Source organism: Streptomyces eurocidicus (genome assembly GCF_002891295.1).
Taxonomy (GTDB): domain Bacteria; phylum Actinomycetota; class Actinomycetes; order Streptomycetales; family Streptomycetaceae; genus Streptomyces; species Streptomyces eurocidicus.
Window position 1 is genome coordinate 889,816 of the sequence record NZ_LGUI01000001.1, and the last position, 17,735, is coordinate 907,550.

Annotated in this window: 23 protein-coding genes and 1 tRNA gene; 16 read left to right on the top strand and 8 right to left on the bottom strand. The window is 70.8% G+C overall.

The features are described from left to right. Positions 1-6: 6 nt before the first annotated feature. From AF335_RS03950 to AF335_RS03980, 7 genes are all read left to right on the top strand, one after another. Complete coding sequence (locus AF335_RS03950) at positions 7-1,377, top strand: AAA domain-containing protein (protein ID WP_244926899.1); 1,371 nt, start codon at positions 7-9, stop codon at positions 1,375-1,377. Positions 1,378-1,625: 248 nt separating this feature from the next. Further along, positions 1,626-1,847, top strand: coding sequence for a hypothetical protein (locus AF335_RS03955; RefSeq protein ID WP_228773216.1), 222 nt, complete (start codon positions 1,626-1,628; stop codon positions 1,845-1,847). Then, a complete protein-coding gene (locus tag AF335_RS03960) occupies positions 1,831-2,343 on the top strand; it encodes a DUF6879 family protein (protein WP_102916796.1) in 513 nt (170 codons plus the stop codon). Before AF335_RS03955 ends, AF335_RS03960 begins: the two co-directional genes overlap by 17 nt. Before the next feature lie 38 nt (positions 2,344-2,381). After that, entirely contained in the window at positions 2,382-3,191 is an 810-nt protein-coding gene (locus tag AF335_RS03965) for a helix-turn-helix domain-containing protein (protein ID WP_228773217.1), read from the top strand. Between the two features lie 62 nt (positions 3,192-3,253). Further along, positions 3,254-3,547, top strand: a complete 294-nt coding sequence (locus AF335_RS03970) for a hypothetical protein (RefSeq protein WP_146045419.1) — start codon at positions 3,254-3,256, stop codon at positions 3,545-3,547. Positions 3,548-3,582: 35 nt separating this feature from the next. Further along, a complete protein-coding gene (locus tag AF335_RS03975; protein ID WP_102916799.1) occupies positions 3,583-3,807 on the top strand; it encodes a DUF397 domain-containing protein in 225 nt (74 codons plus the stop codon). Between the two features lie 82 nt (positions 3,808-3,889). Next, positions 3,890-4,360 carry a hypothetical protein gene (locus AF335_RS03980; protein ID WP_102916800.1) on the top strand — a complete coding sequence of 157 codons (471 nt, stop codon included), beginning with the start codon at positions 3,890-3,892 and terminating at the stop codon, positions 4,358-4,360. Between the two features lie 54 nt (positions 4,361-4,414). Here the strand turns inward: AF335_RS03980 and AF335_RS03985 are convergent, their stop codons facing one another. Then, complete coding sequence (locus AF335_RS03985; protein ID WP_102916801.1) at positions 4,415-5,419, bottom strand: recombinase family protein; 1,005 nt, start codon at positions 5,417-5,419, stop codon at positions 4,415-4,417. Positions 5,420-5,728: 309 nt separating this feature from the next. On the opposite strand from AF335_RS03985, the gene AF335_RS03990 reads away from it, so the two are divergent. The 8 genes from AF335_RS03990 to AF335_RS04025 all read left to right on the top strand — a co-directional run bounded on the left by AF335_RS03990 (position 5,729) and on the right by AF335_RS04025 (position 9,854). After that, positions 5,729-5,986 carry a hypothetical protein gene (locus tag AF335_RS03990; RefSeq protein WP_102917039.1) on the top strand — a complete coding sequence of 86 codons (258 nt, stop codon included), beginning with the start codon at positions 5,729-5,731 and terminating at the stop codon, positions 5,984-5,986. After that, positions 5,952-6,473: a DUF6879 family protein gene (locus tag AF335_RS03995; protein ID WP_102916802.1), complete on the top strand. Its 522-nt coding sequence runs from the start codon at positions 5,952-5,954 to the stop codon at positions 6,471-6,473. The genes AF335_RS03990 and AF335_RS03995 overlap by 35 nt, the downstream gene beginning before the upstream one ends. A gap of 17 nt (positions 6,474-6,490) precedes the next feature. Next, positions 6,491-7,339 (top strand): helix-turn-helix domain-containing protein, encoded by an 849-nt coding sequence (locus tag AF335_RS04000; RefSeq protein WP_102916803.1) that lies wholly within the window; start codon positions 6,491-6,493, stop codon positions 7,337-7,339. Between the two features lie 62 nt (positions 7,340-7,401). After that, on the top strand, positions 7,402-7,686 hold the full coding sequence (locus tag AF335_RS04005) for a hypothetical protein (protein WP_102916804.1): 285 nt from the start codon (positions 7,402-7,404) through the stop codon (positions 7,684-7,686). Between the two features lie 33 nt (positions 7,687-7,719). Continuing rightward, positions 7,720-7,944: a DUF397 domain-containing protein gene (locus AF335_RS04010; protein ID WP_102916805.1), complete on the top strand. Its 225-nt coding sequence runs from the start codon at positions 7,720-7,722 to the stop codon at positions 7,942-7,944. Positions 7,945-8,022: 78 nt separating this feature from the next. Continuing rightward, positions 8,023-8,490 (top strand): hypothetical protein, encoded by a 468-nt coding sequence (locus tag AF335_RS04015; protein ID WP_102917040.1) that lies wholly within the window; start codon positions 8,023-8,025, stop codon positions 8,488-8,490. Between the two features lie 35 nt (positions 8,491-8,525). After that, complete coding sequence (locus AF335_RS04020; protein WP_102916806.1) at positions 8,526-9,191, top strand: nucleoside/nucleotide kinase family protein; 666 nt, start codon at positions 8,526-8,528, stop codon at positions 9,189-9,191. 72 nt (positions 9,192-9,263) lie between these two features. After that, positions 9,264-9,854: a lytic polysaccharide monooxygenase auxiliary activity family 9 protein gene (locus AF335_RS04025; protein ID WP_102916807.1), complete on the top strand. Its 591-nt coding sequence runs from the start codon at positions 9,264-9,266 to the stop codon at positions 9,852-9,854. An 87-nt stretch (positions 9,855-9,941) separates the two neighbouring features. Here the strand turns inward: AF335_RS04025 and AF335_RS04030 are convergent, their stop codons facing one another. From AF335_RS04030 to AF335_RS04055, 6 genes are all read right to left on the bottom strand, one after another. Beyond that, the gene (locus tag AF335_RS04030) at positions 9,942-10,784 is read right to left on the bottom strand and encodes a cytochrome c biogenesis CcdA family protein (protein ID WP_102916808.1); all 843 of its coding nucleotides are present in this window, start codon (positions 10,782-10,784) and stop codon (positions 9,942-9,944) included. Positions 10,785-10,791: 7 nt separating this feature from the next. Beyond that, on the bottom strand, positions 10,792-11,604 hold the full coding sequence (locus AF335_RS04035; RefSeq protein WP_102916809.1) for a DsbA family protein: 813 nt from the start codon (positions 11,602-11,604) through the stop codon (positions 10,792-10,794). A gap of 78 nt (positions 11,605-11,682) precedes the next feature. After that, a complete protein-coding gene (locus AF335_RS04040; protein ID WP_102916810.1) occupies positions 11,683-12,096 on the bottom strand; it encodes a hypothetical protein in 414 nt (137 codons plus the stop codon). A gap of 218 nt (positions 12,097-12,314) precedes the next feature. Continuing rightward, complete coding sequence (locus AF335_RS04045; RefSeq protein WP_221504913.1) at positions 12,315-12,857, bottom strand: hypothetical protein; 543 nt, start codon at positions 12,855-12,857, stop codon at positions 12,315-12,317. A 282-nt stretch (positions 12,858-13,139) separates the two neighbouring features. Beyond that, positions 13,140-13,213: transfer RNA gene (locus AF335_RS04050), tRNA-Lys, on the bottom strand. A gap of 66 nt (positions 13,214-13,279) precedes the next feature. Then, the gene (locus AF335_RS04055) at positions 13,280-14,038 is read right to left on the bottom strand and encodes an IclR family transcriptional regulator domain-containing protein (RefSeq protein ID WP_102916811.1); all 759 of its coding nucleotides are present in this window, start codon (positions 14,036-14,038) and stop codon (positions 13,280-13,282) included. Positions 14,039-14,456: 418 nt separating this feature from the next. Here AF335_RS04055 and AF335_RS04060 point away from each other — a divergent pair, with 418 nt between their 5' ends. Beyond that, the gene (locus AF335_RS04060; protein WP_376697788.1) at positions 14,457-15,581 is read left to right on the top strand and encodes an LLM class flavin-dependent oxidoreductase; all 1,125 of its coding nucleotides are present in this window, start codon (positions 14,457-14,459) and stop codon (positions 15,579-15,581) included. A 228-nt stretch (positions 15,582-15,809) separates the two neighbouring features. On the opposite strand, the gene AF335_RS04065 is transcribed toward AF335_RS04060, so the two are convergent. Then, positions 15,810-17,540 (bottom strand): putative bifunctional diguanylate cyclase/phosphodiesterase, encoded by a 1,731-nt coding sequence (locus tag AF335_RS04065; protein ID WP_102917043.1) that lies wholly within the window; start codon positions 17,538-17,540, stop codon positions 15,810-15,812. Between the last annotated feature and the right edge of the window lie 195 nt (positions 17,541-17,735).

A 17,735-nucleotide genomic window follows, 5' to 3' on the forward strand; every position in this document is an offset into this window, starting at 1 on the left:
GCGACGGTGACCGTCCGCGCGGTGGGAAGCCGCGCCTCCGCCGCCTTCGACCCGTCCGCCGCGGCCGCCGCCGCGACGGACGCGATCCTCCGCGACACCCTGCACGGCCCGGCCCGCGGCGTCGTCGTGGACTCCCCGCCGGGCGCCGGCAAGTCGACGCTCGTGGTCCGGGCGGCACGGGAGCTGGCCGCCGCCGGGCGCCCGCTCATGGTTGTCGCGCAGACCAACGCCCAGGTCGACGACCTGGTGCTGCGGCTGGCCGCGAAGGACCCCGAACTGCCGGTGGGACGGCTGCACAGCAGCGACGCGCGCCCGTACGACCGGGCGCTGGACGCGCTGCCGTCGGTGGTCACGTCCACGAAGGCGGCGGACCTCGCGGGGCTCGACGTCGTGGTCTCCACGGCGGCGAAGTGGGCGCACACCAAGGTCGCCGAGCCCTGGGGACACGCGATCGTCGACGAGGCGTACCAGATGCGGTCGGACGCCCTGCTGGCCGTGGCGGGCCTTTTCGAACGGGCGCTGTTCGTGGGCGACCCGGGGCAGCTCGACCCGTTCAGCGTGGTGGGCCCCGACGGCGCGGCGCAGTGGGCGGGCCTGTCGTACGACCCGTCGGCGAGCGCGGTCAGCACCCTGCTCGCGCACAATCCCGGGCTGCCGCAGCACCGGTTGCCGGTCTCTTGGCGGCTGCCCGCGTCGGCCGCGCCGCTGGTGTCGGCGGCCTTCTACCCGTACACCCCGTTCCGCAGCGGCACGGGCCACGGCGACCGCCGCCTCGCCTTCGGCGTGCCGTCCGACGGCTCGGGCCCGGACCGGGTCCTGGACGAGGCGGCCGCGTCGGGCTGGGGCCTGCTGGAACTGCCCGCCCGCCGGACACCGCGCACGGACCCGGAGGTGGTACGGGCGGTGGCCGTCGTCGTCCGCCGGATACTGGACCGGGGCGGCGCGGCCACGAGCGAGCAGTCCCCGGACCCGGTGCCGCTCACGGCCGAGCGCATCGCGGTCGGCACGGCCCACCGCGACCAGGCGGCGGCCGTCCGGGCGGCCCTGGCCGAGCTGGGCGTGAACGGCGTGACGGTCGACACGGCCAACCGCCTCCAGGGCCGGGAGTACGACGTCACGGTCGTCCTGCACCCCCTGTCCGGCCGCCCGGACGCGACCGCCTTCCACCTGGAGACGGGCCGCCTGTGCGTCCTGACCTCGCGGCACCGGCACGCGTGCGTGGTGGTGTGCCGGGCGGGGGTGGACGAACTGCTGGACGAACATCCGTCGACGGACCCGGTGCGGCTGGGGGTGACGGTGAAGTTCCCGGACGGCTGGGGGGCAATGCTCACCACGTGGGACTTCTGGTCCGAGCACCGCGTGCGCTGGCTCCCGTGAGTCACGGGATCGGATGCCTCCGAAAACAAGATCGCACAGCAGCATAGGGCAACGCTGCGCCTACTGTCCGGGCCGGGACGTCTGAAGGCCCCTGACCTGCGCAGACACCCCATGGTGAGGATGCCGCACCAGCACTGACCCATGGTGGGCCGGACGGGTCTATGCGGGTACGTGCATAGCGCTTGTTCGGCCCCATCGGCCCCTCTAGCGTCCTAGTCACGTATCCGCATAGAGAAGGGGACACGGCCATGGAACCTCAACTCAGGCTGATTGCTGGTGGACCCTGCAAGACCAACGGCGATGACCCGCCGTGCGGCCGGGACGACTGCCCGACGGTGTTCACTACCGACCGGGGCACCATCGCGGTGCAGGGCTACACCACGATCAATCGGGAGACTCCTGAGGGAGAGGGGATAGTGGAGATTCCCGAGGCAGTCCTTCGGGAGGCGTTCCGTGCGCTTGGATGGTGAGGCATGGCGTGCGTTCTTCGACCGCTACGAGCGGGAGGCGTTCCGGCTGGAGACGTTGTCCCTCTACTCGATGCCGGGTGAACAGGAAGAGTACGAGCGGTACCGGGCATCAGGTGAGCTGATCATCCCGGACGACGATCCATGGCTCACCAGAGTTCGTGGTTTCAGGAACTCGGGACGATGGATCGGCAGGGTCCACGTGATCACCCGGCCGCTCTCCGACTACCTCCAGTACGAGTTCGCCGTGTACGCCCACACAGCGAAAGCGGGGGAGGACATCCGAATTCTCGACCTGACTGACCACCCGAACCCCGGCCTTCCAGAGCAAGACTTCTGGATGTTCGACAACTCCACTGTCGTGCTGATGAATTACGGGCCGGACGGAACACAGAAAGGTCGAGATCTGCTGAGCTCCCCAGATCTCGACCAATACCGGCACTGGAAAGATCTTGCACTCTCTAGTTCAGTGCCATACGCGGAGTACATACAAGGTTGAAGCTAGACCCAAGGCAAGCCGGACAGAGCCGGAGAGACTTGGCCGCAGCGATCCGAAACCTGCGGCTGGCCTCCGGTCTGTCCGGCGAGCGTCTGGCCCTGCGGTGCGGCATGAGTCAAAGCAAGGTCTCGCGCATAGAGACCGGTCGCACCTTGCCCTCCGCGACAGATGTACAGCAGATCCTCAACGCCCTCGGCGTCGATGACGATACCCAGGAAGAATTGATCTCCCTGGCTCGCACGGCCAACGCCGAGTACCAGGACGTTCGAGCATCTGTCCGAAGAGGGCTGCATTATCGGCAACGCGAGCTCGCCTCCCTCGAAACCAACGCGAAGCGCATCAGGTTCTTCATGCCTACGCTCGTCACAGGACTCCTACAGGTGCCGGAGTACATGCGAGCAGCCATGAGTCCGCCCGTGGACCCAGCCAGCGGGGACGTATCAAGAGCTGTCGCATTCAAACTTGAACGGCAATCGCTGCTGCACGACAAGAGCAAACGATTGGAGTTCGTGCTCACCGAGTCGGCTATCCGTTGGCGACTGTGCGAGCCGTCGGTAATGGCACTGCAACTTGATCACTTGGTATCAGTCTCTCGAATTCCGCATGTTCGGCTTGGCGTACTGCCCTTGTCCGCCCCCGTTGGGGAAGGGGCGTATCACACGTTCACCGTCTATGACCGGACCCTAGTGACCATAGAAATGTTCACCGGGCGTGTGGTCCTGTTGGACCCAAAGGACATTGACCATTACCAGAAGCTGTACAGCTACTTCTCAGAACGTGCTGCTTTTGATGACGATGCCCGTTCTCTCCTTCAGGGCTGGGCTGAGGGCTTCCGCGCAGACGGATAGCAATCTATGCGGGTACGTGCATGATCGTGGATTCGAAACCTCTGCGGCATCACGATGTGCAGATGACCACGGACACCGAAGCAGCCGTACGGGAAGCCGATGCCTTCATGGCAGGCAAGCGGAAGTCTGACGACGCCGCGTTCATGCTCCGGCGGGTGTTAGCGGAGATGGGCATCAGGGTCGGGGACCGGGACTCGTGGCCCCAGATCACGGGCCGCGCTTCTCTCTCCGGCGAACCATACGTGCATCTGGGGTCCATCCCGCTGGCCACCGCCCGCAAGCTCATCGACGCCCTGATCTACGCGGAGTCGGCGAGGCGGAGGCAGCGCGACGGCGAATCCGGCCACGGCGCCTAGGCCGGTGTCCGTCCCACCTATCAGGAAGGTTCACCATGACTGACCTGTACGACCTGACCATCGCTGACGCGCAGTTCTCGAAGGCGTGCGGGGGCAACACGCACCCGGACGGGGAATCGTGCGTCACCCTCGCCCGGATCGGCGCGGACGCCTACGCCCTCGGTGACAGCAAGCGGCCGGACGCAGAGCCGCTGAGGTTCACCACCGCCGAACTGGACGCGGCAGGCATCGACCCGGCCCGCTTCGGCCTCTCGGCCTGACAGCCCCTCGTTGACTGGCGGTCCCGCCCTCCTCCCCCGGAGGGGGTGGGACCGTCTCTGTCTACTCAGAACGGGATGCCCGTTGCAGCATTTCCATGGCTATCTGTGGGTCGGCGACAAAGCGGTGTTCGACAAGGAAAGCCTTCGTCGGCCTCCCCCTTCGGTGGAGCCGACCGTGACCAGCCCACCGGACGTGATCGACAGGTACCGGCAAGCCGTGGCGGAGTGGCGGACGACCGCCGTGCCCCCGCTGGAGACGGCCTACTGGCTGGTGAAGCCGCCCAAGCTGATCCAGGGCACCTGGGACCACCCGAAGAAAGCTGCGGAATGGCTGGGGGAACAGCTGGCAGGGTACGCACCACGCTTCAACTCGCAGTCCGACCAGGACACGACACGGCTTGCGCAGACGGTTTCGTACGCTGCGCAGACCCTGGGATGGGGCGGGGACATCTCCCTTGGGCACTACCTCGGGCGACCGATGTTCCTCAGCCTTGCCGTGGCAACCTGTTCCCCCAACCGCACCCTTCCTGATCAACCGTGCCCGACCGCGTAGTCGAAACACCCAAGTTCGCCCCGGCCCTGAGGCCGGGGCGTTTTCTTGTCCTGGTCAGAGCAGGGCAAGGAATGGGTTGTCGTTGAGGGCAGGTGCGGAAGCGGCCGACCGCTTCACCGGCTGGGGGACGGTGGGCTGCTCCGCCGCTGGGCGGTAGGCGTCCAGGCGGACGACCGTGGCGCGGTTCCCGTGGCGCTCCGGAGTCGCCGGCTGCGGTTCTGCGTGAGGGAAAGCGTTCCGGTTCTCCTCACGATCCGCGCTGGCCGGCTGTCGGTCCGGGTGACGGGAAGTGTCACTGCGGAGCGTGAAAATGGTGGCCGGTCGGCCGGTCTTCCCTGACCGGTCGGCGGTGACGGCGATTCCCGACAGTGCCTTCACCTCGGCGGCCGTCGCCCCCACGAAGGGGAGGATCTGGGAGGACGTTGCCCGGCCGCCGTGCATCTCGATGCGGGCCCGGACCTTGTCGGCAAGGCTGAGTGGCGGGCCGGTCAGGGGATCGATGATCAGCTTGTACCGCTGCTTGCCCTTGTGCTCCCCCAGAGCCGGCCGGTACCCGAAGGGCCACGTCCCGCCGCCCCACAGGCTTTCGTCTCGGTAGTACTGGGTCTGGTTCCTGCGCTTCTTGACGATGGCTTCCCTGTACTCCTGCGCCTGCGTCGCCTTGATGTAGGCGATCATCCGCCCCCTGGGCGTGTGGATGTCCAAGGCGGGGTCATCGAGGCAGACGATCTCCTTGCCACCCTTGTGGCAGCGCTCCGCAAAGCGGTCCCAGTGGTGCTGATCCCTGGTGATGCGATCGAGGGAGGTGACCATGAGGGCATCCCACTCGTACCAAAGGGGGTCCTTCATCCACCGGCCGAGCTTCGGCCGCTCGTCCAGGTTCACCGCGCCGGACACGGTCGAGTCCTCGACCTCACCCGCCACGAGGTACCTGCCTGCCTCGGTCGCGGCGTCAAGCTCTTCACTCTGTCGGGCGAGGGCAGAGCTGTCCTCTGTGTCTCGGCTGATTCGCCGCACCTTGAGGACCCGCATACCGGGCAAGAGTCGTGTACTGGACATAGGTCCACCTTCTGCTACACCTGCCCTGGGCTCCAATTTGGTGATCTTGTTTTCCCAGGGCTGGGAGGCGAACCATGCGGTGCTGGCGCATTTGAAGGAGCATCGGGTGGGTTGGCGGGCGTGAGTGTTGAATTCCGGGCGCCTGTCTCGTTCCCCGCCTCGCCCGGGTCCGCCTGAGGGCGGCTGCCGCCGGAGTCAAGGGCGCGCGAGCGCACGAAGTGGCGCCGCGATGCGCCCTCTTGACGGGCTCGGCGTGAAGGGCCGATGGTCGTGCAACTGACCGCAACGGGCTCGGCACGGGAGGCAGTCATGGCACTGACATTCATCGGCATCGACCCCAACACCGACTACGACCACTGCCCGGCGGTATGGGTCGACACCGAGTCGAAATCGGATCCCCACCTGGTGGTGCAAGGGTGGCTGGCCGATGAAGCGACTCGGGCCGAGTGCTCGCAGAACAGCCCCAAGCCCGACACGGAAGCCGTCATCCGTATTCCGGCCCGGATGGCGCCGCTGATCAGGGAGGCGTGCGATGTCGCCGAACGAGCAGCAGCCGAGCTTCGCTGAGCTGCTGGCCTCCACGGAGCGGACGGCCGTCCACCTGGAGCTGCGGGATGCGTACGGGGACAATCCGCGCTTCGCGGCCTGGCGAGAGGGCCACCGCGTCGACTGGGACGACCGGGCATCGTGGTGGCACAGCTTCCATGAGCAGATCGCCCAGGCAGTGCGTCGCGGAGTAGCGATCCGTCGGGCCCGTGTGGTGAGCGAACCGGTGTCGGAGTACATCCGGTGGGAGCATTACGCCACGCACAGCAACGTAGCGGCGGGAGAGGAAGTCCGTTGGTTGCCTCGGCGACTCGCGTCCGGCCTTTTGCTTCCGCCGAACGACTACTGGGTGTTCGATGACCGGCTGGCGCGGATTCATCACTTCGCCGGTGACGGCGCCCACGTCGGCGACGAGCTCACCTCCGAGCCTGAACTGATCAAGCGGTTGTCCTCGGCGTTCACATCAGTGTGGGAGTACGCCTTTCCGCACGACGCGTACAAGATCTGAGCTGCCGGCAAGAACCCATGTCCACTTCGCCGTCGTCCAGCGTCCAGAAGGCCCGCGAAGCCATCGCCGCCCATCTTCGAGAAATGCGGCTCGACGCTGGACTGACGGTAGAGGCGCTGGCCGGACGATGCGGGTGGAACAAGTCCAAGTCGTCGCGAATCGAGAACACCAGAACCCTGCCGTCCGATGCCGACATCCGCGCCTGGTGTGCGGCTTGCGACGCCGAGGACAAGGCTGCTGACCTGGTGGCCGCTTCCCGTAGTGCCGACTCCATGTATGTGGAGTGGCGCAGGCTTCAACGCACCGGCCTGCGCAGGGGGCAGGAAGGACGCGTGCCGCTGTACGAGCGGACACGCCTGTTTCGCATCTACTGCGCGAACGTCATCCCCGGCCTCCTCCAAACGGAAACGTACGCGACGGCGTTGCTGTCCGCTATCACCGACTTCCGCGGGACGCCCAACGACGTGACCGATGCCGTGGCAGCGCGGCTCGCCCGGTCCCGCGTGATTCATCAAGGGAACCGCCGTTTCGGTCTCCTCATCGAGGAGGAGGTTCTGCGGCATCGCATGGGCAGCGCCGCGACGACGAGGGGGCAACTCGAATACCTCCTGACGATAATGTCCCTGCCGCGCGTATCCCTCGGCGTCATCCCTTTTACAGCCGATCGCCATATGTGGCCGGTAGAGACGTTCTCGATCTTCGACGAAAACCAGGTGAGCGTGGAACTGGTTTCGGCCGCGATCACCGTCACAGCTCCCAGCGAGATCGCTCTCTACGCGAAAGCCCATGCAGAGCTGCAAAAGCTGGCCGTCTACGGACCGCAAGCGCGGGCACTGATCAGGGCGGCCGTGCACGCCCTGGAGTGAATCCCCGCAACGAACTGCAACTTCGTGGCCGCGAACTCCCCCCGGTTCCTACCGTCTTCCCCATGACCACGGACACCAAGGCGCCCACCCAAGCACCGGACGCCTTCACCGCAGGCAAGCGCAAGGCCGACGACGCCGCGTTCATGCTCACGCGAGTGCTCGCGGAGATGGACATCCGCGTCGGTGACCCCGACGCCTGGCCCCGGCTCACCGGCCGCGCCTCGCTCTCGGGCGAGCCGTACGTGCACCTGGGAACCGTCCCCCTGTCCACCGCCCGCAAGCTCATCGACGCCCTGCTCCGCGCGGAGTCGACCAGGCGGAGCAGCCGCGACGGCGGCGGCCACTGAGGTGTCCGTACCCACCCACCAGGAAGGTTCGCCATGACTGACCTGTACGGCCTGTCGCTCGAAGGGGCCCGGTTCTCCAAGGCGTGCGGAGGCAACACGCACCCGGACGGCGAAGCGTGCGTCACCCTCGCCCGTATCGCCGAGGACGCCTACGCCCTCGGCGACAGCAAGCGGCCCGACGCCGAGCCGCTGAGGTTCACGACCGCCGAACTGGACGCGGCGGGCATCGATCCCGGCCGCTTCGGTCTCTCGGCCTGACCCCGGCCCTCGTCGACGGCGGTCCCGCCTTCCCTGGGAAGGCGGGGCCGCCCCCCCTCTGCCCGGAACGGGATGACGTTGCACTTCCATGGCTATCTCTGGGTCGGCGACAAGGCGGACTTCGACAAGGAGAGCGTCCGCCGTCCCCCTTCCCCCGTGGAGCCGACCACGACCAGCCCGCCCGACGTCGTGGACAGGTACCGGCGGGCCGTCGCCGAGTGGCGGGTCACCGACGTGCCCCCGCTGGAGACGGCCTACTGGCTGGTGAAGCCCGCCCGGCTGATCCGGGGCACCTGGGAGCATCCGAAGCCCGCCGCGGAGTGGCTGGGTGAGCGGCTGGCCGAGTACGCGCCGCGCTTCGCCTCGGTGCAGGACCGGGACACCACCCGCCTCGCCGAGAAGGTCTCCGGCTCCGCCGGGACCCTCGGCCGGGGCGGCGACGTCTCCCTCGGCTACTACCTGGCCCGCCCGCTGTTCCTCAGCCTCGCCGTGGTGACCTGCTCCCCCAACCGCGCGGCCCCCGGCAGGGAGTGCCCGGCCGGGTAGTGGGGGTCCCGGCCCGCAGTCGCCTAGGGTGCCCCATGAGCATCACCGAACTCGCCGCCGACGCCTGGCGCCTCACCGCCGACCGCCCCCGCGCGGCCCTGGGCGTCGCGGGCCCGCCCGGCGCCGGAAAGTCCACCCTCGCCAAGGCCCTCGTCGCCGAGGTCGATGCCCGGCACGGGCCGGGCTCCGCCGCGTATCTGCCGCTCGACGGGTTCCACCTCTCCAACGCCCAGCTGGCCCGCCTCGGGCTGACCGACCGCAAGGGGTCCGCCCCGAGCTTCGACGTGTGGGGGTACGTCGAGCTGCTGCGCCGGGTCCTGGCAGAGGCCGGCCCCACCGGCCGCGAGGTGTACGTACCGGACTACGACCGCACCCTCCACGAGCCGGTCGCCGCCCGGCACCTCGTACCGCCCTCGGCCCGGCTGGTCGTGACGGAGGGGAACTATCTGGCCTGCGACGAGCCGGGCTGGCGGGACGCCCGCGGTCTTCTGGCCGAGGTCTGGTACCTGGAGACGGCCGACGAGGTCCGTCAAGGACGCCTCCTTGAAAGACAAAGGAACGGCGGCCGGGACGAGGCCGCCGCACGGGCGTGGGTGCAGGGCAACGACCATCCGAACGGCGAGCGGGTGAAGGTCTCGCGACCGAACTGCGACCGGATTCTTCCCACCGTTGGCCTGGACATGACCAACGGCCGGTACTAGCCTCCGACTTGGTCTAGACCGCATTTCACTCGGCTCACAGAACCCCCCACGTTCTTCCCGAGGAGCGACAGCATGCGCAAAAAGATCAGTGCGGCGATCATCGGCATAGGCATCGTCGGCGTCTCCGTCCTCTCCACCGGCGGCGCCAGCGGCCACGGCTACACCGACTCCCCCACCAGTCGGCAGGTGTACTGCGCCAACGGCACCGTGAAGGACTGCGGCGAGATCCAGTGGGAGCCGCAGAGCGTCGAGGGGTCCAAGGGCTTCCCGGCCCGGGGGCCCGCCGACGGCACCATCTGCGCGGGCGGCAACACCCGCTTCCGCGAGCTCGACGACCCGCGCGCGGGCCAGTGGCCCGCCACCAAGGTCACGGCGGGCCAGAGCCTCGGCTTCCGGTGGAAGCTCACCGCCCGGCACGCCACCACGGACTTCCGCTACTACCTGACCAAGAGCGGCTACGACCCCACCAAACCCCTGACCAGGGCCGATCTGGAGAGCCGGCCCTTCCTGACCGTCCCCTACGGCGGACGGGTGCCCGACGCCACCGTCACCCACCAGGGCACCCTGCCCGCCGACCGGACCGGCAAGCAGCTCGTGCTCGCCGTCTGGACGATCGCCGACACGGGCAACGCCTTCTACGCCTGTTCCGACGTCCAGTTCTGACGGCGGCCGCCGTCGACCGGCGGCGCTTGCCGGCCGCCCAGGGCCTTCCCGGCCCCCACCCGGGGAGGCCCGCCGGCCGCCCAGGGCTCAGCCGTCCTCAGGATCCTCCGGGTCGCGCTCCGGCCGGAGCGCGATCCGGGCCAGCACCCCGGCCACGGCCAGCGCGACCACCGCCAGCAGGGCGTAGTCCGGCACGGCGTCGCCCACCGCCGAGGCGAGCTCCTCCAGCCGCGACTCCTGGTCGGCGTCCAGGAGTCCGGGCAGGCCCGTCGTCCCGTCGTAGGCGAGGAAGAGCACCCCGATGCCGATGAAGAACAGGCCGGACAGCAGTGCGGTGGTGTGCAGCCGCAGCCGGCCGAGGCGCAGCTCACGGCCGCGCAGCCAGCGCCTGCCGCCGAGCCCGAAGCGGTCCCAGCACAGCGCCAGGACGAACAGCGGCAGCGCCATGCCCAGGGCGTAGACCGCGAGCAGCGAGCCGCCGAGGAGGGAGTCGCCGCCGACCGCGCTCATGGTCAGCACCGCGCCCAGGATCGGCCCGGCGCAGAACCCGGCCAGCCCGTAGACACAGCCCAGCAGGAAGGTCGACGCGGCCGAGCGCGGGGTGATCCGGCCGGCCGCGGCCTGGGCCCGCTTCGAGGCGAAGCCGAGGCCGAGGATCTGCGCGGCGCCCATCGCGATCACCGTCCAGCCGCCGATCGTGATCAGCAGCTCGCGGTGGCCGTTGAAGAGCCTGCTGGCCGCGCTGGAGGCGACGCCGAGCGGGACGAGCGTGGTGGCGAGCCCCAGATAGAAGACGCAGGTCCGGGCGAGGAGCCGGCCCGGGCTCGGCAGGGAGTACGCGAAGAAGGCCGGCAGCAGCAGTGCGCTGCACGGGCTGACCAGGGCGAGAACGCCGCCGAGGAAGGCGGCGAGGTAACCGATGTCGGTCACGCGGCGGTCACTTCCCGCTCTGCTTCGCGGCCTTGGCGCGCGCGATCGCCGTCTCGAACACCTCAAGGGGCTGGGCGCCCGCGACGGGCTGCCCGCCCACCAGGAACGACGGGGTCGACTTCACGCCGATGGAGTAGCCCTGCTCCTGGTCCTTCTTCACGGCCGCCTCGGACTCGGGGCCGTTCAGGTCCGCGCGGAACCGGTCGAGGTCGGCGACCCCGGCGGTACGGGCCATGTCGGTGAGCTTGTCCTCGGCGAGCGCGTCGCCCTTGCGGGTCTTGGCGTAGACCTCGTCGTGGAACTGCCAGAACTTCCCCTGCCGGCCGGCGGCCCAGGAGGCGCGGGCGGCCCGCTCGGAGTCCTTGCCGAAGATCGGGAAGTTACGGAACTCGATGCGCAGCACGCCCTCGTCCACATACTTCTTGATCAGCTCGGGCTGGCTGTCGCGGGTGAACTTCCCGCAGTACGAGCACTGGTAGTCGGCGTACTCGACGAGCACGACGGGGGCGTCGGCCTTGCCGACGGCGAGGGCGTCGCCGTCCTGGCGGCGGGCGGCGGCCCGGTCCAGCTCCGTGTAGAGCTTCTGCTGCGGGTCGGCGGCGGACGCGGCATCGGATCCGGCGGATCCGGAGGGGTGGCGGGTGCCGGAGCCGGAGTGCTCGCCGAGGGCGATGCCGGCGGCGACGAGGGCGACGACGAGGGCCAGGACCGCGCCGACGGCCGCGAGGCGGCGCGGCGTGAGGGCGGACTTTCGCTTGGCGGACTGCCCGGCCGGGCGCTTGGCCGGGCGGGACGAGGGGCCGGAAGGCGTGCGGGACATGAGGGAAGAGCTCCTGGGACGTACGGACGCGAGGGCATGCCGGAGCGCGGCCCGGTGCGCGGGCCGTGCGGGGCGGACCTAGATCCGTAGGACGGGGAGGAGCTCGGCGCAGCCGGCGACCGGTACGGGCGGTGCCCGGGGCGCGCCCGGCCGTGGTGCCGGGGCCGGGGTCAGGGTGGTGCGCGCGGTGGCGGGCGCGGTGAGCGGGTCGATGTGGGTGCCGGGCGCGACGGCCTCGGCGCCCTTGAGCGGCACGTCCTGGGGGCGGCAGCTGCCTCCGGTGTCACCGGCTCCGGTCGCGGGCCGGGCCTCGGGGGCGCGCTCGCTCCGCGTCTCGGCCGGGGTGGACGAGGCCGCCGGGATCCCCGGGGCGGCCGAGACGGCCGTGGGGGTGAGCGGGGCGGTGGCCGCCACCGCCGGGGACGGGCAGAAGACCACCGAGAGGAGGAGCAGCAGCGCGGCGACGGCCGTCGGACGGCGGTACGGCGACATGCTCTCTCCTTCCTCTGCGGGGCCGGGCGGGTCCCGGACCGGCGTAGCGGCGCGGACCGGCGGATACGGCCTCACGTACGACCGGATCGTACGGCCGGACCTTGCGACTGGACCGTACGGCCGGACCGTACGGCCGGTCCTCCATGCTACGGGCCGGGCCCCGCACGCCGTCGCATGACCGCGCGCCGCCGGGCGCCGGACGCCCGCAAGGCGCCGCCTCAGGCCGCGTCGGCCGCGACCGCCCGCAGCGCGGTGCGCTGGACGAACCAGAGGAGGGTGACGGTCGTGACGCCCATCATGACCGCGAAGGCGAGGTGGGCCGCCGTAGAGACCACCGCCAGACCCGCCACGGCCAGCGCCGAGTGGCAGACGATGCGGAGCGCGACCAGGCCGAGGGCCAGCTTGCGGGTCTTCTTCCCGCGCCACAGCCGCTTGGCCAGGCGGACCCGGGAGCGGAGCACCGTCAGCGAGACGACGATGTTGACGACGGCGGCGGCGACGAGCAGGACCATCGACTGCGGGTACGCCTTGTAGAGGTCGAACGCGGCGGACATCAGGCCCTCGAAGGCGAAGAACCACACGGGGAGCGGCTTGATCTCCCCGAGGTCGGGGGCGGCGGCGCCGGCCTCGGTGCCCGCCTGGTCGGCGACCTGGGCGGCGGTCCCGGCATCGGTGCGGGCGTTGATGCGGGCATCGATGGGGGCGGCGGCCGGAGCCTGCGTGGTGGCGATCGGGGCGGGGGCGAGCGTCGCGGTGTCCATGGCAAGAATTCTGTCGGCGGGGCGGACGCGCGGGCAGATCCGCCTATCACCGGCCCCCGATGACTTTTGTCATCGCACGGAGCGCCGAGCCGCCCGGAGCCCGGAACCCCCGGACCTGGAGCCCGGGAGCCCGGCCCGGGGCCAGGAAGCCCGGCCCGAAGCCCGGAACCCATGGACCCGGAGCCGGAAAGCCCGGACCTGAATCCCGGCCCGGCTCCGTAGACACCGCTTCCGGACACGACGAAGGCCCCTCACCAAGGGTGAGGGGCCTTCGTCTGTCTGTGCGCCGCCAGGGACTCGAACCCCGGACCCGCTGATTAAGAGTCAGCTGCTCTAACCAACTGAGCTAGCGGCGCCTGCTGACAGAGATAAATATACCCGGTCCGGAGGGGTGCCCGTGACCACCCGACCCCGGGCCATGATCAGAGCGCCATCGACAGCACCAGGGGAGCGGCCCGCCGGTTCAGCGTGGCGGCCGCGTGGCGCAGCCGGTGGGCGTGCGCGAGCGGCAGGGAGAGCGCGACGCAGCCCACCGCGAGTCCGGCCGTGACCGGGACGGCGGCGCAGACCGTGCCCACCGCGTACTCCTGGAGGTCGAGCACGGGGACGGTGGCCGGCTGGGCGTCGAGCTTGCGGAAGAGGATCTGCTCGTTGGTGATCGCCCGGGAGGTGAGCCGGGCGGTCTTGTGGCGCGCGAGGTGGTCTCGGCGGTCGTCGTGGTCGAGCTGGGTGAGCAGGCACTTGCCGATCGCGCTGGCGTGGGCGGCCGAGCGGAAGTCGACCCACTCGTTGACCTTCGGGGTGTGCGGGCTGTCGGCGTACTGCGTGATCCGGACCTCGCCGTCGATGTAACGGCTGAGGTAGACGGCGGCGCCGAGGGAGTCGCGCAGCGCGGTCAGCGACTGCTGGAGCTTGCGCTGGAGCGCCTTCTGGCGGTCGCCGCCGGAGCCGAGCAGGACCAGGGCGTCACCGATCACATAGGCGCCGTCGCTCACCCGCTCCACATAGTCCTCGCGGCGGAGCATCAGCAGCAGATGGGCGAGGTGGGCGGCGGGCAGGCCGGTCTCGCGCGCGATCTGGGCTTCGGTCACACCGCCGGTGTGCTTGACGACCGCCTCCAGTACGCGCAGCGCGTACTGCACCGAATGGAACGGCGCGGTCGGGTCGGGCTTGAGCGCCACGGTTTCCCCCTTGCGGGCTTTCCAGCGAGTGTCCCGCTCACCACGATAACGGCGAAAGTGTCGTTAAGGAGAGGGTGTTGAAGAGAACTGCGCCGACCGCCCCGCCGTTGTCCTGCACCGCACCACCTTGGCATATGTCGATGTCATAGGGGCCGGGGCGCCGCCGGGTGGCCGAAAAGCGGAAGGTGCGGCTTGAGCGGCGGATGGGGAATAACCGGAGACCCTCTCCGGTTACCTTCGGGTGATCGAGGGACCGGAGCCCGGCGACCGGGTGCCGCGCGCCCCCGGACGCTCCCGAGCGCCCCCCGGGCCGCTCCGCACAACCGCGAAGAACGCCCGGCGCCCCCGGGCGACCGGACCGGACCGGGCAACCGGACGGACCAGACGGCCGGACGAACGACCGAACGACGTGAACGATGTGAACGACGAGGAAGGCGGACCCACCGTGGCCGAGGCACAGGACGACACCATACGAGGCACGGCCCTGGGCAGCGCCCCGGTGCCGCTCTCCGTACTGGATCTGGCGACCGTCGGCAGCGGCCGGACCGCCCGGCAGGCGCTCGGCACCACCGTGGAGCTCGCGCGGCTCGCCGAGCGCAGGGGGTACCACCGCTTCTGGGTCGCCGAGCACCACTCCATGCCCGGCATCGCCAGCTCGTCCCCGGCCGTGGTCCTGGCCCACCTCGCCGCGCACACCGAGCGGATCCGCCTCGGCTCGGGCGGGGTGATGCTGCCCAACCACGCGCCGCTGGTCATCGCCGAGCAGTTCGGCACCCTGGAGGCGCTCGCGCCCCGGCGCGTCGACCTCGGGCTGGGCCGCGCGCCGGGCACGGACGGCGCCACCGCCGCCGCCCTGCGCCGGAGCGACCGGCTCCACGAGGGGGCCGACGAATTCCCGCAGCAGCTCGCCGAGCTCACCCGGTTCCTGGACGACGACTTCCCCGACGGCCACCCCTACGCCCGCATCCACGCGGTGCCCGGCCCCGTCCAGGGCCGCGTCCCCGGCGGCGTCCAGCGGGCCGACCGCCCGTCCGTCTGGCTGCTGGGCTCCTCCGGTTTCAGCGCCCGGCTCGCCGGCGCGCTCGGTCTGCCCTTCTCCTTCGCGCACCACTTCTCCGCGGCCAACACCGTCCCCGCGCTCCAGCTCTACCGCGACTCCTTCCGGCCCTCCGAGGTCCTGGACCGCCCGTACGCCAAGATCGGCGTCCAGGCGTTCGCGGCCGACGACGCGAAGGAGGCCCGCCGCCAGGTCCTCACCGGCGCCCTCGCGATGCTGCGGCTGCGCCGCGGCAGGCCCGGCCTGGTCCCGACGCCCGAGGAGGCCGAGGCGTACGAGTACGGCCCGGCCGAGCGGGACTTCGTCGACGACTGGCTGGGCAACGTCGTCCACGGCACGCCCGACGAGGTGCGGGACGGGCTGGACGCGCTGGTGAAGCGGACGGGCGCCGACGAGCTGATGATCACGTCGAACGCGCACGACCCCGGGGCGCGGCTGCGCAGCTACGGGCTCATCGCCGACGCCTACGGCCTGCCGGGCGCCTGACACCGGCCGCCCGGTGCTCCGCCGGTTCCTACGGGGGTGGGGCCGGCGGGCGCCGTCGCCCCGCCCTTCCCCCGGGGAGGGCGGGGCGACGGATCCTCCCCCGCGGAAACCGGCGGGCCGGCCCGGTCCCGGGGCAGGACCGCGTCCGTCCGGGATCCTCCGCTCCCCTGCCGGCAGACCCGCTCCCGCCGGGGGCCCCGCCTCCGCCGGCGGGCCCCGGTGCGCCCCTCAGGGCCGTACGCCCGGCGCGCCGAGCAGGGCGGAGATCGTGTCGGGGGGCACCGGGCGGGAGTAGAACCAGCCCTGGCCCGTGTCGCAGCCGATCCGGCCGAGCCGCTCCGCCTGCTCCGCGCTCTCCACGCACTCGGCCGTGACCTTGATGCCGAGCCGGTGCGCGAGCTGGACGAGCGCCTCGACGATCGTCTCGTCCGCCGGGTTCGGCGGCTCCTCGGAGTGGAAGCCCCGGACGAAGGAGCCGTCGAGCTTCAGGGTGGAGACCGGCAGCCGGCTGAGGTAGGCGAGGTTGGAGTAGCCGGTGCCGAAGTCGTCGATGGCGATGGCCACGCCCATGTCGCTGAGCTGCTGGAGCTGCTGGAGCGGGCGGCCCGCCGAGCCCATCACGGCCGACTCGGTGAGCTCCAGCTGGAGCAGGCGCGGCGGCAGGCCGGTGTCGGTGAGGATCGCCGCCACGTCCGCGACCAGGTCGGAGTCCCACACCTGCCGCACGGCCACATTGACGCTGACCACGATCGGCTCGGTGGGGTGGGACAGCTGCCAGTGGCGTGCCTGGCGGCAGGCCGTGGCCAGCACCCAGCGGCCGAGCGGGACGATCGCGCCCGTCTCCTCGGCCAGCCCGATGAACCGGTTCGGCGCGAGCATCCCGAACTGCGGGTGGCGCCAGCGCACCAGCGCCTCCACCCCCCGTACGACACCGTCGCCGAGCCCTACCAGGGGCTGGTACTGGAGGACGAACTCGTTCCGCTCGACGGCCGGGCGCAGGGTGCTGGAGAGGGCCTGACGGGTCATCCGGTGGGCGTTGCGCTCCGGGTCGAAGAGGGTCCAGCGGGCCTTGCCGTCCGCCTTCGCCCAGTACAGCGTGGTGTCGGCGGCCTGCATCAGCTCGGTGGCGTGGGTGCCGGCCGCCGGGCGCTCCACGACGCCGATGCTCGCCGACACCGCCAGCCGGTGGCCCCCCACGTCGAACGGCCGCTGGAGCGTGGCCTGCACACAGCCGGCGAGGTCGACGAGCTGCTGGGTGCCGGTGGAGTTCTCGACCAGCAGCGCGAACTCGTCCCCGCCCAGCCGGGCGACCAGGTGGCCGCCGGGCGCCGCGCACTCCGAGAGCCGTCTGGCCACCGCGCCCAGCAGCCGGTCGCCGGCCCGGTGGCCGAGGGTGTCGTTGATGGCCTTGAAGCCGTCGAGGTCCAGATAACAGAGGCCGATCCGCCCGCTGCCCCGGCCGTCGGCCGCCGTGGTCAGCGCCGTGGTCAGCCGCTCGAAGAAGAGGCTGCGGTTGGGCAGCCGGGTCACGGGGTCGTGCATCCGCAGGTGCCGCAGCCGGGCCCGCAGATCGCGCCGGTCGCTGATGTCGGCGACCGACAGGAGGGCGTCACAGCTGTCCGGCAGCGGAGTGACGATCACCTCCGCCCAGACGCCCTGGTGGCCGCCGTGCCGCTTCAGCCGGCGGGTGCAGTGCAGCCGCTCCCGGCGGCCGAGCAGCACCTCGCGGTACGCGCTCCAGGTGCGCGGGTCCTCGCGCAGCCCGGTGAAGTCGGCGGCCGGGTCGCCCGCGAGCCGGGCCGGGTCGGTGCCCAGCAGCTCGCCGAGTGCGTGGTTGGCGCTGCGCACCAGGCCGTCGCGGCCCACCACGGCCATGGCGAGCTGCGCGGCGTTGAAGGCGGCACGGAAATCACTTGATTCGTTACGTTGCGTGACCACAGTAGGCGTCGAGCCGGGCATGCCGCCCTGGCCGTCGAGGGTTCCGCTCACCGCTCGCTCCCGCATGGCATTTGTTCCGCACTGGCTTCGTAAGGGTCTCGTGGATCTCGTACGCGTGGCCGGACGGGGGCGTACGGCCGCCTGCCCGGGGAATCCGTGCTGGAAATGTGGCGATCATAGGGCGCTGCTGCGGACCGTTCCAGCGGCCCGGCCCGC

Excerpts from the sequence above, each read along its gene's own strand:
- AF335_RS04005 (WP_102916804.1), top strand. The coding sequence starts at position 7,402 with ATGACCACGGACACCAAGGCGCCCACCCAAGCACCGGACGCCTTCACC.
- AF335_RS03975 (WP_102916799.1), top strand. The coding sequence starts at position 3,583 with ATGACTGACCTGTACGACCTGACCATCGCTGACGCGCAGTTCTCGAAG.
- AF335_RS04025 (WP_102916807.1), top strand. The coding sequence starts at position 9,264 with ATGCGCAAAAAGATCAGTGCGGCGATCATCGGCATAGGCATCGTCGGC.
- AF335_RS03970 (WP_146045419.1), top strand. The coding sequence starts at position 3,254 with ATGACCACGGACACCGAAGCAGCCGTACGGGAAGCCGATGCCTTCATG.
- AF335_RS04065 (WP_102917043.1), bottom strand. The coding sequence starts at position 17,540 with ATGCCCGGCTCGACGCCTACTGTGGTCACGCAACGTAACGAATCAAGT.
- AF335_RS04000 (WP_102916803.1), top strand. The coding sequence starts at position 6,491 with ATGTCCACTTCGCCGTCGTCCAGCGTCCAGAAGGCCCGCGAAGCCATC.
- AF335_RS03985 (WP_102916801.1), bottom strand. The coding sequence starts at position 5,419 with ATGTCCAGTACACGACTCTTGCCCGGTATGCGGGTCCTCAAGGTGCGG.
- AF335_RS03995 (WP_102916802.1), top strand. The coding sequence starts at position 5,952 with ATGTCGCCGAACGAGCAGCAGCCGAGCTTCGCTGAGCTGCTGGCCTCC.
- AF335_RS04010 (WP_102916805.1), top strand. The coding sequence starts at position 7,720 with ATGACTGACCTGTACGGCCTGTCGCTCGAAGGGGCCCGGTTCTCCAAG.
- AF335_RS04035 (WP_102916809.1), bottom strand. The coding sequence starts at position 11,604 with ATGTCCCGCACGCCTTCCGGCCCCTCGTCCCGCCCGGCCAAGCGCCCG.
- AF335_RS04020 (WP_102916806.1), top strand. The coding sequence starts at position 8,526 with ATGAGCATCACCGAACTCGCCGCCGACGCCTGGCGCCTCACCGCCGAC.
- AF335_RS04045 (WP_221504913.1), bottom strand. The coding sequence starts at position 12,857 with ATGGACACCGCGACGCTCGCCCCCGCCCCGATCGCCACCACGCAGGCT.
- AF335_RS03990 (WP_102917039.1), top strand. The coding sequence starts at position 5,729 with ATGGCACTGACATTCATCGGCATCGACCCCAACACCGACTACGACCAC.
- AF335_RS04040 (WP_102916810.1), bottom strand. The coding sequence starts at position 12,096 with ATGTCGCCGTACCGCCGTCCGACGGCCGTCGCCGCGCTGCTGCTCCTC.
- AF335_RS03955 (WP_228773216.1), top strand. The coding sequence starts at position 1,626 with ATGGAACCTCAACTCAGGCTGATTGCTGGTGGACCCTGCAAGACCAAC.